Annotated in this window: 13 protein-coding genes; 3 read left to right on the forward strand and 10 right to left on the reverse strand. The window is 30.0% G+C overall.

Annotation, left to right across the window (positions count from 1 at the left end; translation table 11 throughout):
• Position 1: 1 nt before the first annotated feature.
• The 4 genes from H0I27_RS17255 to H0I27_RS17270 all read right to left on the reverse strand — a co-directional run bounded on the left by H0I27_RS17255 (position 2) and on the right by H0I27_RS17270 (position 2,815).
• Complete coding sequence (locus tag H0I27_RS17255; RefSeq protein ID WP_302849948.1) at positions 2 to 574, reverse strand: acyltransferase; 573 nt, start codon at positions 572 to 574, stop codon at positions 2 to 4.
• A gap of 2 nt (positions 575 to 576) precedes the next feature.
• Positions 577 to 1,323, reverse strand: coding sequence for a deoxyribose-phosphate aldolase (gene deoC, locus H0I27_RS17260; RefSeq protein ID WP_218731860.1), 747 nt, complete (start codon positions 1,321 to 1,323; stop codon positions 577 to 579).
• Between the two features lie 66 nt (positions 1,324 to 1,389).
• The gene (locus H0I27_RS17265; RefSeq protein WP_218731861.1) at positions 1,390 to 2,127 is read right to left on the reverse strand and encodes an energy transducer TonB; all 738 of its coding nucleotides are present in this window, start codon (positions 2,125 to 2,127) and stop codon (positions 1,390 to 1,392) included.
• Between the two features lie 115 nt (positions 2,128 to 2,242).
• Positions 2,243 to 2,815, reverse strand: coding sequence for a DUF3109 family protein (locus H0I27_RS17270; RefSeq protein ID WP_165731597.1), 573 nt, complete (start codon positions 2,813 to 2,815; stop codon positions 2,243 to 2,245).
• An 85-nt stretch (positions 2,816 to 2,900) separates the two neighbouring features.
• On the opposite strand from H0I27_RS17270, the gene H0I27_RS17275 reads away from it, so the two are divergent.
• From H0I27_RS17275 to H0I27_RS17285, 3 genes are all read left to right on the forward strand, one after another.
• Complete coding sequence (locus H0I27_RS17275) at positions 2,901 to 3,488, forward strand: MarC family protein (RefSeq protein ID WP_218731862.1); 588 nt, start codon at positions 2,901 to 2,903, stop codon at positions 3,486 to 3,488.
• Positions 3,489 to 4,094 (forward strand): NAD(P)/FAD-dependent oxidoreductase, encoded by a 606-nt coding sequence (locus H0I27_RS17280; protein WP_218731863.1) that lies wholly within the window; start codon positions 3,489 to 3,491, stop codon positions 4,092 to 4,094.
• Between the two features lie 132 nt (positions 4,095 to 4,226).
• Entirely contained in the window at positions 4,227 to 4,961 is a 735-nt protein-coding gene (locus H0I27_RS17285) for an energy transducer TonB (protein ID WP_218731864.1), read from the forward strand.
• 432 nt (positions 4,962 to 5,393) lie between these two features.
• Here H0I27_RS17285 and H0I27_RS17290 read toward each other — a convergent pair whose 3' ends face one another.
• The 6 genes from H0I27_RS17290 to H0I27_RS17315 all read right to left on the reverse strand — a co-directional run bounded on the left by H0I27_RS17290 (position 5,394) and on the right by H0I27_RS17315 (position 17,468).
• Complete coding sequence (locus tag H0I27_RS17290) at positions 5,394 to 5,756, reverse strand: response regulator (RefSeq protein ID WP_218731865.1); 363 nt, start codon at positions 5,754 to 5,756, stop codon at positions 5,394 to 5,396.
• Positions 5,757 to 5,869: 113 nt separating this feature from the next.
• Complete coding sequence (locus tag H0I27_RS17295) at positions 5,870 to 6,523, reverse strand: response regulator transcription factor (RefSeq protein WP_218731866.1); 654 nt, start codon at positions 6,521 to 6,523, stop codon at positions 5,870 to 5,872.
• Complete coding sequence (locus H0I27_RS17300) at positions 6,520 to 12,870, reverse strand: PAS domain-containing protein (protein ID WP_218731867.1); 6,351 nt, start codon at positions 12,868 to 12,870, stop codon at positions 6,520 to 6,522. Before H0I27_RS17300 ends, H0I27_RS17295 begins: the two co-directional genes overlap by 4 nt.
• Before the next feature lie 325 nt (positions 12,871 to 13,195).
• Entirely contained in the window at positions 13,196 to 15,052 is a 1,857-nt protein-coding gene (gene glmS, locus H0I27_RS17305) for a glutamine--fructose-6-phosphate transaminase (isomerizing) (protein WP_218731868.1), read from the reverse strand.
• A 25-nt stretch (positions 15,053 to 15,077) separates the two neighbouring features.
• The gene (locus tag H0I27_RS17310; RefSeq protein WP_218731869.1) at positions 15,078 to 16,646 is read right to left on the reverse strand and encodes a DUF4270 family protein; all 1,569 of its coding nucleotides are present in this window, start codon (positions 16,644 to 16,646) and stop codon (positions 15,078 to 15,080) included.
• A 12-nt stretch (positions 16,647 to 16,658) separates the two neighbouring features.
• Positions 16,659 to 17,468 (reverse strand): glycogen/starch synthase, encoded by an 810-nt coding sequence (locus H0I27_RS17315; protein ID WP_218731870.1) that lies wholly within the window; start codon positions 17,466 to 17,468, stop codon positions 16,659 to 16,661.
• Positions 17,469 to 17,541: the final 73 nt, after the last annotated feature.

Consider the following 17,541-nt stretch of genomic DNA (forward strand, 5'->3'; position numbering starts at 1 on the left):
CCTATAACTTTATAATGGTATTATTTTTTAATTGATATTGTTCTTTACTTTCTTTACAGACTGCAATTCCGTTTTTATTAAACTCTAATCGATGTCCGTATTCACTAACCCAACCAATTTGTTTGGATGGATTACCAACTATAAGTGCAAAAGGTAAAACTTCTTTGGTTACTACTGCTCCCGCTCCAATAAGGGCGTATTCACCAATAGTATTTCCACAAATAATAGTAGCATTTGCCCCAATACTTGCTCCTTTTTTTACTAAGGTTTGTTGGTATTCATTTTTTCTTTTGATAGCACTCCGTGGATTGATTACGTTTGTAAAAACCATAGAAGGTCCTAAAAAGACATCGTCTTCGCAAATTACTCCTGTGTAAATAGATACGTTATTTTGCACTTTTACATTTTTACCCAAAACTACTTCTGGAGAAACCACTACATTCTGACCAATATTACATTGTTCACCAATAACACAATGAGACATAATATGACTAAAATGCCAAATTCTGGTATCTTTTCCGATACTGCAATCGTTATCTATTACAGCCGTTTCATGTGCAAAATATTCTATCAAAATTAGTATCCTGAATTACTGTTTTGTTCTTTATTTACAATCTCTTTAGAAGATGATGTACCAATTCTATCTACTCCTAAATTAACCATTTTTACAGCCATTTCATAATCTCTTACGCCGCCTGCTGCTTTTATTTTTAATGGTTTTGCATTTTCTGCAATTAACTTCATTGTTTCTAACGTTGCTCCGTTAGGCAAATTGTTTTCTGTTTTAAAAAAACCTGTTGATGATTTCACAAAAACATTCTCTGCATTTTCTTCACCAAAATCAGTAAAAACAATATTTTTAATTAAGCGCGAAATTACAATTATTTCTTTGTTTGTTAAGGCAGCAACTTCAATTATCCATTTTATTACTTTGTTATGTTCCAAAGCAAGTGCAATCCCTTTTGTAATTTCATTGGTAACCAATTGTAATTCACCTCTTTTAAAGGCTTCGTAATTCACAACAAAATCTAACTCATCTGCCCCTAAATTAATAGCTTCTTGTGCTTCTTCTAATTTTTCTTGAGTAGTATAAGTTCCTTCATGAAAACCAATTACAGTTCCAGTAAGAATACTTTTATTTGCCTCTTGAAGCATTTCCTTAGCTAAAGGAATGTATTTAGCACGAATCATAATTAATTTATAATCGTACAAAATAGCTTCTTGAATTAAATGAATAACGTTTTGTTTATTTTCTTCTTCCGTAAGATTCGCTTGACTTGCTGTTTTTAAGTAAGTAGCGTCTAAATATTGACTGATTTTCATCTTGCTAAAATAACAAATAATAAAATATTTTCAACATAAAACCCAACCAAAAGGTTGGGTTTCATTTTATTCTAAACTAAAAGCAATGGGCAAGTTATACCTTACTTTAACAGTTTTACTATTTTGTATACCTGGTTTAAATTTTGGTAACTTCTTAATAACTCTTAAAGCCTCTTTTTCTAATGTTTTATATGCAGTCCTTATTTTAACATCAACTATTTCTCCTTTATCATCTATAACAAACTGAGTATATATTTTATGTTTACCAGTGCCTAAACCTATTTCATTTGCCAATTCCACATCAAAATTACGCTGTACAAACTGTTTCATTTTTTTCTCAAAACAAACCTTATTTTCTTCTTTCGATAAATTATCACATCCTTTAAAAATGGGTGCATTTTGTATGTTGATAAAATCTACATCTTCTACAAATTTCTCTTCAACATTAACCTCTACAACATTTTCTATATCTATTAAAACTGGATCTTCTGCTGTAACATTATCAATAAAATTTTCAATGATATTATTATCACCTTTTACAACCTCATCTAAAATAATTGGTGCTGCTTTTATAATCTCTATTTTAGGAATAACCTTAGGCTCTTTTGTAAAAATGACATCTGTATCTGGTGCTACATAAACGACTTCTCTTTTAGTAGTTTCAAAATCTGCAACTATTTTCTCTTCGGTTTGGTGCTCTAACGTTATAAAGATAATAAAGAGCACTAATACCAACCCTAACTGTGTAAAAATATTAGAGAATTTCTCTAATTGTTTTCTTGGTAATTTTTTGGTGTTTCTCATAATTCAAAAGTTTTTAAATGTTAAAACTTTGTTAAAACAATTAACGTGCCATAAAAAAAGCATCAAATTTCTTTGATGCTTTTTACTTCTATTTATACGTGATATAAAAATTTACTTATTTTTCTAAATGTTTTGCGGCTATAACCTCTAATTCATCATACCAATCCTGTCCAAATTTCCTTATCAAGGCTTGTTTCACAAACTTGTAAATAGGTACTTGTAATTCTTTTCCTAAAGAACAGGCATCATCACAAATTTCCCATTTATCATAATTTACAGCAGAAAACTCACTGTATTCTTTTATTCTGATAGGATATAAATGACAAGAAACTGGTTTTTTCCAATCTATTTCTCCTTGGTTATACGCTTCTTCTATTGCACAAAGTGCTGTCTTTTTTTCATCAAAAATAACATAAGCACAATCTGCACCATTAATTAAAGGAGTTTCTAATTCTCCCCACTCACTGGTAACCCAAGTACCTTGTTCTTCAATAACAGCAATTCCTTCTTTTCTTAAAAAAGGTTTTACTTTAGGATATATTCTTTCTAAAATTTTGGTTTCTTCCTCATCTAAAGGAGCTCCGGCGTCACCATCTACACAGCAGGCGCCTTTACAAGCAGATAAATTGCAAACAAAATCTTTTTCGATAATATCTTCTGAAACTATAGTTTTTCCAAGTTGAAACATATCGCAAAAATAGTGTTATTTTTTTCTATAACTTTGCGTTTTCCTAAACTAAGTTATCTAATTTTACAAAAAAATATAAAAAATTATGAATTTTAATTTTAAAGAAGCTTTTACAGCCTTTATGGTTTTGTTTGCAGTTATAGATGTTATTGGTAACATCCCTATTATTATAGATTTAAGAAAGAAAGCAGGCCATATCCAATCAGAAAAAGCAGCTATTATTGCAGGTGTAATTATGATTGTTTTTTTGTTTTTAGGACAAAGTTTACTAAAACTCATTGGTATTGACGTACATTCATTTGCCGTTGCAGGTGCTTTTATACTTTTTTTTATTGCTTTAGAAATGATTTTAGGAATTACGCTTTACAAAGACAATGAAGATGATGTAAATGCAATTACAGCTTCTGTATTTCCATTAGCTTTTCCTTTAATTGCTGGTCCAGGAAGTTTAACAACCTTACTTTCTTTAAGATCTGAGTTTTTTTTAGAAAATATTATAATTGCAGTATTAGCAAATATTATTTTAATTTACATTGTCTTAAAAACCTCTTCTAGAATAGAGCGCATGATTGGCCCTATTGGAATTCAAATAATTAGAAAAATATTTGGTGTAATTTTATTAGCTATTTCTGTAAAATTATTTGCAGCAAATATTAAAGTTCTATTTGTATAAATGAATTTTGATGTTTTAATTATTGGTGGTGGAGCTTCTGCACTGCAGTGTGCATTGGTATTAGGTTCTGCAAAAGACAAAGCTTTTGCAGCTGGTAAAACTATTGGAATTATCAGCCATCAGAGAGCTTCTCACCTGCAAGATGCCTTATTTAATAATGTATTAGGCATACCTGCTAAAACTTTAGGGAAAGACATATTACTTGAAGGTAAAAAACAGCTTTCTACCTTATACCCTCATGTACAACAAATAGAAAGTGAAAAAGTTATCTCTATTTTAACTGCAGAAAATGGATATCAAATAACAACCAATTATACTATCCATTTTACTAAGGTTGCAATTCTTGCTTTAAATTACTCTAAACCTTTTACAATAGAAGGGCTAGACTCTTTTATAGAACCTCATCAAAGAGCTAATCCAGTAAAAGATAGAATTCAACTTAAAAATAAAAATCACCTTATAAAAGACGGTTTATACTGTTGTGGCACCATCTCTGGTTGCAGAAGTCAATTTGCAATTGCTGCAGGAAGTGGCGCAAGTGTTGCTACAGATATTCTTACAATTTGGAACAATAATACACCCACCAAAGTACATGACAAAGTATGATGGAAATCATATTTTAAAGCCCTTTAAATTATTAATTTTACAATAGAAAATCGAATTTAAAAGAATTTGATAATCTAGAAAGCTATTTTTAAATAACGAAGTTAAAATTATACATTTTTAAAGGATTTCAAAATGGACATTAAAAAAAACCCAAAACAACAGTTAGAAAATTACAGTAAAATTTTCTTACAAATAGGGTTAGTATTAGCCTTATTTATTACTTATACTTTAATTGAGCACAAAACTTATGAAAGGAATGACCTAAAAAGCTTAGGACAAGCAAACATGATTGATGATATGAAAGAAGATATTCCTATCATTGAAATGCAAGAAGTAATACCTCCACCAAAAAACACACCTCCACCTATTGTAGAGCAAATTACAGTAGTAGAAGATGAAAAGGAAATTGAAGAAACAGTAATTGAATCTACAGAAACAGACGAAACAGTAGGTGTAGTTGTAAATACCGATGATATTGTTGAAATTGAAGAGGTAGAAGAAGTGGTAGAAGACATTCCTTTTGTATTAATAGAAAACGTGCCAGTTTACCCTGGTTGTAAAGGAAACAATAAAGCACTAAAAGACTGTTTTACAAAAAAAGTTACAGAATTTTTTGGTAAAAGATTTGATATTAATTTAGCATCTGAATTAGGCTTAGACCCAGGTAAAAAGAAATTGTTTGTAATTTTTACAATTAATAAAAAAGGGAAAATAGCAAATGTTAAAGCGAGAGGACCACACCCTCGATTAGAAAAAGAAGTAGTAGAAATTATTAATGCTTTACCTACAATGACTCCAGGTAAACAAAGAGGTAACCCTGTAGGTGTTAGCTACAGCATACCAATAACATTTGAAGTTAGAACATAAATAAAAAGAAAACCCAACTTTAAAGTTGGGTTTTCTTTTTTTACTCAAAATCGACACAGTAGCAGCAACCTATAAGATTTATAAGCAATCTCTTATGATTTGTATATCACCAAAACCTGCTTTTTTATACCTAATTATAAAAAATAAGAAATTCACCTATTGAACAACCTTACAATGTTATATATATTTGTAGTATAAAAACAAGTACATGGTTGATAATCAAACAAATTAAATCTTACTAAAAAAATATTTTATTAAAATATCTTCCCCCACTATTTTAATAATTCATTAATATATTAGTCCCCCAATTATATTAATAAAAAAGCTAAACAACCCCCTTAAAGTTTAGCTTTTTGTTATTATAAAAACTTTGTAAAATCAATAATATCTTTTTTTTGGAATTAAATTTCTTAAAGATTAGCAGCTTAATAGTTATGCTATCTTTATTGCCTCAACTAATTCATCAAAATCTTTGGCTTTATCAAAAAAGGCAAACGCTCCGTATTTAAAACACGTTTTTCTTAGCTCTGTACTTATAGAAAAAACAAAGACTTTAGTATCCTTTTTATCTTTCTGAAGCATTCTTAACAACTCTATCCCATTACCATCAGGCAACTTCAAATCGAGTATTATTACATCAAAATTAGTTTTGTTAAAAATAGAAATTGCTTCATGTAAAGATTTTGTCAAGCAAATATCTCTTATACTATCAATTTGCTTAGCGGCATCAAAAATATTTCTACCTATAAAAGGGTTGTCTTCCACTATCAGTAAATTATGAAATGCTGCTTTCAATATAAGGTTGGGTATCTTAATTAAAAGGCAAGGTAAATAGTTTTTACAGATATTTTCATAAGCAAAGTGCTTATCATTTTAATTTAACAGCTATATGAAAAAGTATAGATCTATTAAATTCCCAATGAAGTTAATCCTTCTTGAATGGCATATTTTGTTAATTCAGGAATAGTGAATAAATCTAATTTTTTCATAATGTTATTTCGATGTACATCAACCGTTTTAGGACTTAAAAATAAGATTTCTCCTATTTCTTTAGAAGAACGCCCTTCTGCAATTAACTGTAATACTTCTTTCTCCCTAGAGCTTAATTGTGTCTTTTCTATTCCTTTAGGCTCTTTTAATACCAAAAGAAACTCTTGATTAATATCATTTGAAAGATATTTTTTATTTTGCATTACAGTGCATATTGCTGTAATCAATTCATCTGAATCTCCATCTTTTAACAAGTAAGCAAAGGCACCAGCTTTAAACATACTCTGTATAAACTGCTTGCTAGAATGCATAGAAAGACCAATTATCTTTATTTCTGGATTGTTTTTATGAATCTGCCTTGTTGCCTCTATACCATTTAAACCAGGCATAGCAACATCCATAACAACAACGTTTGGCAAAAGTTTTGGACATATTTTTATAGCCTCTCTACCATCGGAAGCTTCACCAATTATGTGCATATTAGACCTCTGCTCTATAATGTTTCTTAAACCATCTCTTAATAGCTTATGATCATCTACTAATACAATTTTAATATCTTTTAAATAACTCATTTAGATAAAGGTATAAAAATTTTAACAGTTGTACCCATATTTATTTTTGATTTTATTGTAAATTTCCCTTGAATATTTTTAATTCGTTCCTGAACCGTAAACAAACCAAAACCTGAACCTGAATGATTGTGAAGACTACTCAATATTGCTGTATTAAAACCAACACCATTATCTGTAATAAAAATATCTAACCCTAACTCATTCTTATCAAGGTCTAAAGTTATCAAAGATGCATCTGCATATTTTATAGCATTGGTTAACACTTCTTGTATGCTTCTATACAGTAAAATAGATTTTACTTCATCTAGATTAATATTATCTACATTAGTATTAACTACACAAGCAATCTTATGCGTAGTCTCTACATTATCAAACAACCAACTTAGCGCTTCAATAATACCTAATTGATATAATACCGGAGGAGAAAGTTCATACGTAATTTTTCGACTATTTTCTAAAGCTTCAGAAATATGAGTTTCAATAAATTTTAAATCCTCGTCAATCAATTTTAATTGAGGTCTTTTTTTCAACTCATTAATTTTCATTTTTGAGATTACTAAAGACTGACTTAGATGATCATGTATGTTTGTTGCAATTTCTTTTTTCTGTTTTTCTTCTATTAACGTCATTTCTGTTGTTAATTTCTGAAGTGATGATTGGTATACTTCTATCTCTTGCTTCGCCAGTACCCATTGCGTAATATCTCTTGCTGATGAAATATAGGAATTAATCATATTATCTTTATAAACTGGAGAGGATAAAAACTCTAACCAAACGTAATGACCTTCTTTATGCAACACTCTACAACTAAATGCATCAGTATACATATTACTAGATGTTCTTTCAGACATTACTTTTAATAAAGGCTCAATATCTTCTTTATGAACAATGCCAAACACTTTTCTCCCTAAAAGCTCTGATTGCTCATAACCTAATAAGTTATGTATAGAAGGACTAATATATTTAAAGCTACTATCAACTTCATGCAAACAGATTAAATCATTAGAATTATCCGTTAATATACGGTACATCTCTTCTGCTTTCTCGATTTCACTTCTTGCCTCTTTTTGAGCTGTAATATCTTGATTGGTTCCTTTTAAACTAACTACCTCCTTATTTTCTCCGAATATAGGCTTACATATAGACCTTATAGTTTTTTCTACATTATTTGGTAAACAAATTCTAAACTCAATATCATAAGGTATTCCTTTAGTGTAAACTAAAGATGCTGCATTTTCAAAATAATCAAGATCATCTTTATGAATTCTATTTAAGATATCTACTTGCTCTGGTGTTGGTTTATTTAAATCAAAACCCCAAATACGAAACGTTTCATCAGACCATTCTGATTTTTTTGTTGAAAAGTCAAACGACCAACTACCAACTTGTGCTAACTCTTGTGCTTCTTTTAACCTATTTAAAGATTCTCTTTTTTCAGATTCAGCATCTTTTATATTTTGTATACTCTGTATACTAACAGGAACCGTTTTTTGCTGTTCCAAATTTAGAGGAATTGGAATTGAAATTAGGGCCGCAAACTCATCCCCTTTAAAAGTTTTATAATTTACTTCGGATGTAAATGTTTTCTCCTTATTCCATATTGAAATTATAAATTCGGCAAACACTTTATGCGCACCTGTACCAAATGTGTTTTCCATTTTTCCATCTAAAAACTCTTTTTCACTTTTTGCTTTAAAAAGTTTTACAGTAGCTTTATTCACTTTGTTTATGACTACTTTTTTAAGTATCGAAACAAAAACCTCTGGATGCAGCTCTAAATAAACTCTAAAATCAAGAATTTTAAGCTTTTTAAGTTCTTCTAATTGTTTTATCACTCCAGATAAATCTCCATTCCAAACGGAAATCGTAGCGTTATCAAAGAGATTTCTATACCTTTCGGTTATTATTAAATTTTCGTGTTCTATTTGTTTTCTCTCGGTAATATCTTGAAAAACACCTCTTCTACCAATAACCTCTTTTTGCTCATTAAATAAAGGCTGAACTATCATTCTACCCCAAACCTCTTCTTTCTTTTTATTAATTAACCTAAGTTCAATATCATAAGGAATACCATGCTGCTCAAGATCTAAAGTCACTTGTTTCATCTTTTTTTGCGACTCTTTATCTAAAAAATTAATAATCTCTTTTAATGGAGGCACTGGGTCTTTTGAATCCAATCCAAAAATATGAAATAGAAACTCAGACCAAACAAAAGTCCCCGTAGCATTATCATATTCCAAATACCCTATTTTAGCCAAATTACTAGCCTCGTTCTTAGAATACTCACTTTTTTCTAACAATTCTAAAGAGGTTTGAATATTTTTCTTAGAAACCTCTAACTCAAACTGTGCTTTTTTAGACGCAGTAATATCTTGTAAAACTCCCCTTCTTCCTATTATTTCATTATGTTTATTATAAACAGGCTGACCAAAATTTCTTACCCAAACTTCTTCTTTATCATTGGTAACAAGCCTCAACTCACAATCTAAAGGAGTCCCATTTTTAATTAGTTCTTGAGTTGCTTTCGTATATTTCTCGACAGATTCATCATCAAAAATTGCAATAACATCTTCACGTGATGGAATCCCTTTTTTTATATCAAACCTTAAAATATCATAAACATAATCAGACCACATAAAAGTATCCGTTGCATTATCATATTCTTGGTAGCCTATTTTAGCTATTTCACTTGCTTTTCTCAAGGAATATTCCTTTTTCTCTAAAAGTTTTAGAGCATTTTCTATCTTTTCTTTAGATAGTTCTAATTCCTGTTGCGCTTCCTTAGAACCTGTAATATTCTGCAAAACACCTCTTTTACCAACAATTTCATTCTTTTCATTATAAACAGGTTGCGCTACATTCCTTAACCAAACCACTTCGTCTTTTATATTATTAAATTTCAACTCTAGATCGTAAGAAACACCTTTAGTAGTAAGTGCTGTAGTTGCTTGTACAAACTTTTCTTGCGATTCTATAGTCATACTTTCTAAAAACTCTACCTTTGATGGAATTCCATTTTTTGGATTTAATCCAAAAATATGATACACGTATTCAGACCACACAACAATATCTGTTAACAGGTCATGCTCCCAATACCCTATTTTAGCCACTTTACTAGCCTCCCCCATAGCAAACTTACTTTTTCTTGACAGTTCTAGGGAATTCTGAACATTTTCTTTAGAAATTTCTAGTTCTAGTTGAACATTTTTAGAAGCTGTAATATCTTGTAAAACACCTCTTCTTTTAATAATTTTATTTTGTTGATTGTAAACCGGTTCAACTGCAATTCTAATCCAAACTTCTTCCTTTCTTAGGTTTGTCAACTTCAACTCAATATCAAAAGAAATGCCCTCAGTATCGAGTTTTAAGCTAGCATCCCTCATTTTTTCATTAGATTCCTTGTCAAAAAATTCTGCTATTTCTCTACGTGAGGGTACTGGTTGTTTTATATCAATTCCAAAAATATGATATGTATATTCCGACCAAGAAAAAGTTTCAGTTGCAATGTCATACTCTATATACCCTATTTTAGCCATTTTACTAGCTTCATTCTTAGAGAACTCACTACTTTCCAACAACTCTAAAGACCTCTGAATCTCATCTTTAGAAATTTCTAATTCTATTTGAGCATTTTTAGCGGCTGTAATATTATGTACTACACCTCTTCTTCCAATAATTTCATTTTTATCGTTATAAATAAGATGAACCACTTGTCTTACCCATAACTCTTTATTTTTTTTATTAATTAATTTCAATTCAATATCATAAAGAGTGCCTTTTAAACTAAGGTCTACAGTAGATTTTGCTAATTTTAACTGAGAATCTTTATCGTAGAAAGCAACCATATCCTTACGAGACGGAATACTTTCACTTGGGTCTAAACCATAAATTTCATACACATAATCAGACCAAACAAAAGCATCAGTTGCTATATCATACTCCCAATGTCCTATTTTAGCAATCCTGCTTGACTCAGTTAAAGAGTGATCTCTCTTTTCTAAAAGATGTAACGAAGATTGTATCTTTTCCTTAGACAATTCTAATTCAGCTTGTGCTTTTTTCCATTCAGAGATATTTTGCGACACACCTCTTCTGCCAATAATTTCATTTTGTTTATTATATATAGGCTTAGCAACATTTCTTACCCAAACTTCTTCTTTATTTTTATTAATTAATTTTAAAACAAGATTATAAGGTGTACCATGTGTATTCAGTTCTACAGTGGCTGCTAATAATTTATCTATCGACTCTTTATCACAAACCTTTACTACTTCTTCATATGGTGGAATTCCTTCATTAGGGTCTAATCCATAAATATGATAAATATAATCGGACCATGTATATGTATCTGTTGCTGCAATATAATCCCAATACCCTATTTTTGCCAAATTACTAGACTCATTTAAGGAGTAGTCCTTTTTTTCTAGTAACTCTAAAGAAATTTGAATCTTTTCATTAGAAAGCTCTAAGGCTAATTGGGCTTTTTTAGAAGTTGTAATATTCTGTAAAAGCCCCCTTCTTCCAATAACTTTATTTTGTTTATCGAATACAGGTTGCACTATATTGCGTACCCAAATTTCTTCCTTTTTTTTATTAGTTAACTTTAATTCAATATCATAAGGCGTTCCACTTGAATTCAACTCTAAATTTACTTGCACAATCTTTCTTTGAGATTCTTCATCAAAAAGTGCTACAATTTTTTCTCGTGGAGGAATTCCTTTTTTAGGATCAAATCCAAAAATTTCATAATGATAATCAGACCAGACAATATTAACCTGCTCGTTATTATACTCCCAATAACCAATTTTCGCCATTCTACTAACTTCATTCAAGGCATAATCCTTTTTCTCTAAAAGCTCTAGAGAAGATTGAATCTTTTCTTTTGAAAGTTTTTCTTCAAATTGGGCTTTTTTAAAGGCTGTAATATCCTGCATAATACCTATTCTACCTACAACTTCATTTTGTTGATTGTAAATAGATTGAGCTACAGTGCGCTCCCAAACAACTTCATTTTGTTTGTTGACAAACCTTAACTCTACATCACAAGAAACTCCTTTTACAGCAACATCTTTTAGAGCCTGTAGTATTTTTTCTTGTGATTCGTCATCGTATAGAGAGAGCAGTTCTTTTTTAGAAGGAATTCCATTTACGGGATCCATTCCATAAATAGTATACATATAATCAGACCAAGTAAAAGTATCTGTTTTAATATCATATTCCCAATATCCTATTTTAGCAACTTTACTCGCTCCCTCTAAAGAGTGTTCCTTTTTTTCTAATTCTTCTAAAGAATCTTGAAGTTTCTTCTTTGATAACACTCTCTGCGTAATATCTCTAGCAGAGGTAACAAAGTAACTAATTTCACCTCCTTCATAAACAGCAGATGACAAAAACTCTAACCAAACAAAATGACCTTCTTTATGATGAACTCTAACAGGAACAGCTTCAGAAATAACACCTTTACTAATCAACTTGTTTGATACTACTTCGTTTAAAAACTTAAGATCTTCTTTATGAACAATACTAAAAACTTTTTTACCTACTAAATCTAATTGTTCATAGCCTAATATATTTTTTATAGAGGGGCTAATATATTTAAAAGCACCATCTGGTTCTTGTAAAAAGATTAAATCATTTGAGTGATCAGTTAGTATACGATACATCTCTGTAGTTTCTTCAATTACTTTTTCTGCAGATTCAAATTTCTGCTTGTAAGTTAGAGGTTCAAAGACGTCTTTTATTTTAAAAACACCTGTTAACTGCTTGTTTAAATCAAAAAACCTTAAATAAAGATAAAGAAGTGCACTATAAAAGACTGTAAAAATTCCTTTAGATATAAGTCCTGATATGATAATTGACTTTAAATTATCTATTCCCCAAAAATTAAGGGTTACAAAGAATAATGTATCAAAACTTACAACAATTAACATGGTAATACAAATGCGTAAGAATAAACATTCTACTCTTTTAGATATATATTCGAATAAAAGTATAATTAAAAAAGCATCTAAAAACAATACCACTGTACCAATAAATAATTCTCTTAAACTTATATCGAAAAGGTTTACAGATGCATTAAAAGTTCCTTGTATTGATGTATTGTTAAAATTTAAGTTTAATGCTTGTACAAGAATTGTCATTACTATATTTACTATAAACAGCGCATAAATTAGTTTTTTTGTTTCACTAGCATCTTCTTTTATATATACCATAAGTATTACAAAGAGAGATGCCGTAAAATAAACAACAGAGCCTGGAGAAACAAAGAAATTATCTGTAATTGAAACAGAAACCGTATTATATAAAAATAATTGTACAAATTGAAATAATCCCAGGCATGCAAACATGACTCCAATACCCAACTGCTTTCTAAGGTGAAATAAAAAAAGAATTACCAAAGCAACTAAAGTGCCCTGCATAAACAAATGGGCTATTTGACTATAATTCATAGTTATAGGGATAATTATATAGACATAATAAAATGAAAATCTTTTCTATTTTATATACTACATTAAATATTTTAAGGACTAAGGTAAGTATATTTTTTTTTTACATATCAATATACAATGTTGATATTTAACTAATCACAAAATTTAAGTGTAATATATTGATCTTATAAAATGAAAAAACCCAGCTATAAGCTGGGTTTAATTTTATAAAATATAAGAGAAATTACTCTACCGTAACCGATTTTGCTAAATTTCTTGGTTGATCTACATTCTTACCTAACATCACTGCAACGTGATAAGATAATAATTGAAAAGGAATTGTAGTTAATAACGGTGTTAATGCTTCTTCTGTTTCAGGAATTTCTATAACATGATCTGCTATATCTCTAACCTGTGTATCTCCTTCTGTTACAATTGCAATAATTTTACCAGACCTCGATTTAATTTCTTGAATATTACTCACTACTTTTTCGTAATGACCTTTATTGGTTGCAATAACAAAAATTGGCATGTTCTCATCAATTAAAGCAATTGGACCATGTTTCATTTCTGCTGCAGGATATCCTTCTGCATGTATATAAGAAATTTCTTTTAATTTTAAAGCGCCTTCTAATGCTACCGGAAAGTTAAAACCTCTACCTAAATACAAACAGTTTTTTGCATCTTTATAAACATCAGCTATTTCTTTTACCTTTTCATCAATCTTTAAAAGAGCCTCTATTTTAGCCGGAATTAATTCCATTTTCTGCAAATACATTCTAAAAGCAGAGTCTGACATTGTTCCTTTTGCCTTTGCTAACTTTAAAGAAATTAATGTAAGTACCGTAATTTGAGTTGTAAATGCTTTTGTTGAAGCTACTCCAATTTCTGGACCAGCATGCGTATAAGCTCCTGCGTGTGTTTCTCTTGCAATAGAAGAACCTACTACATTACAAATACCAAATACAAAAGCTCCTTTAGATTTTGCTAATTTAATAGCTGCTAAGGTATCTGCAGTTTCTCCAGATTGAGAAATTGCAATAACCACATCATTTGGTGTAATTATAGGGTTTCTGTATCTAAACTCTGATGCGTATTCAACCTCAACAGGTATACGCGCCATATCTTCTATTAAATACTCACCAACTAAACCAGCATGCCAAGAAGTACCACACGCAATAATTATAATTCTATCAGCATTTAAAAACTTATTTAAATTGTCATCTATTCCAGACATTTTAATAAGTCCTTCATTAGGTAACATTCTACCTCTATAAGTATCTATGATAGCTTTAGGTTGCTCATGAATTTCTTTTAACATGAAATGCTCATAACCACCTTTTTCAATTTGATCTAAGCTCAGTTTTAATTTCTGAATATTAGTATCAACCATAGAGTCGTCTTTAATCTTACGAACTTTAATGTCTTTACCAATTTTAACAACTGCTAATTCTTCATCCTCTAAATAAATAGCATCCTTAGTATATTCTATAAAAGGAGATGCATCAGAAGCAACAAAAAATTCACTATTATTTTTTCCTACCCCAATTGCAATAGGACTTCCTAAACGAGCAATAACTAACTCATTTGGTTTTGTTTTATCAAAAACAGCAATTGCATAAGCACCTACAACACTTGTTAGTGCTAATTGAACTGCTTGCCCCAATTTACAACCTTCTTTCTTTTTTACTTCTTCTATAAGATTTACTAAAACTTCTGTATCTGTGTCACTCTTAAAAACATAACCTCTAGAAATTAGTTCTTTTTTTAAAGTGTCATAATTTTCAATAATACCGTTATGTACAATAACTAATTCACCAGACTGAGAAACATGTGGATGAGAATTTACATCATTTGGCACCCCATGAGTAGCCCAACGTGTATGGCCAATTCCTATATTTCCTTTTTTTCTTTTTTCGTCATTATCAGTTATAGCTTCTAAATCAGAAACTTTTCCTTTGGTTTTAGAAAGATGTATCTCTTTTCCATCATACATCATTATCCCAGAACTATCATACCCTCTGTACTCTAATCTTTTAAGTCCATTTACAACTATCGGGTAAGCATCCCTAAAGCCAATATAGCCAGTAATTCCACACATAAAATTTTCTTTTAGTTAGTTTTTTTTAATCCTTTTTCTCTGAATATGAAATCTTTAACTCTACCTTTTTATCTTCATTTATAGCTTCATGATTATAAAGAGTTACTGCCTTCGGATTCCAATTATAATTCTTAAATATAGTATCTGTAACTGTTAGTAAGTCTGTAGCGTTAATTACTTTAAGCCTTAGTGTTGGAGAATAATTTGTTTCACCACTTAATAAGTCTGAAATATAATCTGTAATTCTAAAAGTGTACTTCTCTTTCTTTCCATTAGAGTCTCTTTGTAACAAACCTCCAAAAACAGCGGCTCCCTCAGAATAAACATCTTTTATTTGACTGTAAACAGGCGGTACATTTTCATCACTCTTGTACAAAAATAACTGATAAGGAACAGCTGTTGTATCTATAGATTGATTAATATAAAAGGTTAAAGAAGCATCATTTATCAACAGATTTCTAGCTCTTAATTCTTCTATTTTATCAGCAACTCCATTACCATCTGTATCTGCTCCAAAAAGGTTTATTTTAGCTTCACTTCCTGCAGCTCCTTGTAATACAATTTTATCTGAAGGATATACTTTATCATCCATCTTATAAGTACTTGCTCTTACACCAGATAGTAAAAAACTATCATTTTTGTAAATTGTATCTATAATAACTCCTCCAGCAACAACTGTGTTTGTATAATAAACTTCTAGTGATGGCTTAACCGTAGCATTAAAATTAAAAGAAACTAAAGATCCTTCGTCTCCTGTAGCTTCTAGAATAAGTCCTCTAAAATAGTCATTAAACGCAGCCTGAGAATCAAAATCTGATGATTCATATTTATCTAGGAATAATTCTTTAATTTTATCTTCTTTTAAAGGGATCGCTGCAAAAGGTACTGGTATTGTAGCAGATGTAGAATTAAAATATTTTATAGTATCTTGCTTAGCTACTGTTTCATCACTTAACCATCTTTTAACTACAATTGAGTCTGTTAAGTTCGGTAAAAATTTAAAATCTGAAGTAGCATTCAACTCAGTTACTTTTTTATCAAACACATCATTAGATTGATAACTATTCAATTTTGAAGGCTCTGTAGGATTTAATATACTTAAATAAGTACTGGTTTCATAAACATTTAAATTAAACGCTTTAGTTTGATCCCCTATAATTGAATCTAACTCATACGCTGTACCATCATTATTAAAAGTTACTTGATATGGTAATTTTACAAATGCAGTATCTATTGTAGTAACCACAATAGTATCAGAACCGTAAATATTGGCATCATCTATTACTTGTAAACCTGTACTTAAAGCTAGTTGAGAAACTATAGAAGCTTCTATTTTTTCGTAATCACCATTTGCACCAGTATGAACACCTAGTAGATATAAACCTGGCTCTGCAGAAATATTATCAGAAGTAACACTTGTAATAGGGCTATTTTCTATAACAATTCCTTTAACAGTTAAGGTATCTGTATCAAACTTTGTATTACTAATAATACTAGACTTAATATCTGTAAAATCTTTTTCACAAGAAATAACAGCTGTAAATACGAATACTAAAGCTACAATAAATGTGCTCTTCTCAAAAAATCTCCTCACTTTATAAAATAATTAATTAGCTGAAATTAAATCAGCATAAAAATTTAAATAACTTTCCTTTAAATCTTCAGATTGATATTCTAAAACTGGAATATCTTTACCTTCTATAAAAGAAGTCAATTCTTCTGAAATATCTTCACTACCATGTATAATTGCGTCAGAATTTTCTATCGCACTTTTTAATATGTTTGTAAAGTTTGGTGTTTTAATTGTAGCAATTTTCTCGTCACAAATATTATCAAATTTCACTTTATCAGCTAAAGATTCATCTAACGTTCCCTCAAAAGGGTTGTTATATAAAGACGTTATAATTTTACTTTCGGTAAACAAAGGTTCTTCTTTATAAAACTCTTTTAAATAAAGAGGTAAAAGAGAAGCCATCCATCCATGAACATGGATAATATCTGGTGCCCAGTTTAATTTTTTCACAGTTTCTATAACTCCTTTTGCAAAGAAAATAGCGCGCTCATCATTATCCTCAAACAAATCATCATCTTCATCTGTAAAAACGGCTTTTCGTTTAAAATATTCTTCATTATCTATAAAATATACTTGCATTCTTTCTTTAGGAATAGAAGCAACTTTTATAATTAATGGCATATCCATATCATTAACTACTAGATTCATACCAGATAAACGAATTACTTCGTGTAGCTGATGTCTTCGCTCGTTAATTACGCCATATCTTGGCATGAAAATTCTTGTTTGTACTCCTTTAGAATGTGCGTTTTTTGCAACATTAAAGGCTGTAGATGATAACTCTGTTTCGGGTAAGTATGGAACTACTTCAGATGAAACAAATAATATTCTCTTGTCCTTCATTAAATCAAACTCTTTTATAAGAAGCGCAAAAATACAAATTTTTATGCTAATATCGTGTTAAATTGGTAAGTTT

The organism is Polaribacter sp. HaHaR_3_91, assembly GCF_019278525.1.
In the GTDB taxonomy this organism is placed as follows: domain Bacteria; phylum Bacteroidota; class Bacteroidia; order Flavobacteriales; family Flavobacteriaceae; genus Polaribacter.